At 64.9% G+C, this 399-nt stretch carries 1 pseudogene; it reads right to left on the bottom strand.

What is annotated here, in order from left to right:
• Nucleotides 1–378 (bottom strand): annotated as a pseudogene (locus tag PUR61_RS16605) (transglycosylase domain-containing protein); the annotation flags it as partial.
• Nucleotides 379–399: the final 21 nt, after the last annotated feature.

Raw genomic sequence — 399 nt, 5'->3', positions numbered from 1 at the left:
GAAGGTGATGTTGAGGTAGTTGGTGAGGATCTGGTCCTTGGTCAGGTCCTCCTCCAGCTTGATCGCGACCTTCAGCTCCTGGATCTTGCGGCCCAGGGACTTGCGCTGGGCCTCCAGTACGGCCGCCAGGTCGTCGCCGGCCTACTCGACGTTGACGTTCTTCACGAACTGCTGGGTCAGCGACGAGGCGCCCTGGGAGGAGCTGCAGCACTCCGCGAACTTGCTGATCGCGCTGAGAACCCCCTTGAGGTCGACGCCGCCGTGCTCGAAGAAGCGGGCGTCCTCGATGTCGACCTGGGCCTGCCGCATGTACGGCGACATCTGGTCGGCGGCGAGGACGGTGCGGTCGCGCTCGTACACCTTGGCGATCAGCCCGCCCTAGGCGTCGAAGATCTGGGT

Origin of the sequence: Streptomyces sp. BE20 (assembly GCF_036322525.1) — a bacterium.
Classification (GTDB): domain Bacteria; phylum Actinomycetota; class Actinomycetes; order Streptomycetales; family Streptomycetaceae; genus Kitasatospora.
Note: the sequence above shows the minus strand (reverse complement) of the source record. Positions and strands in the feature narration are given on the sequence as shown.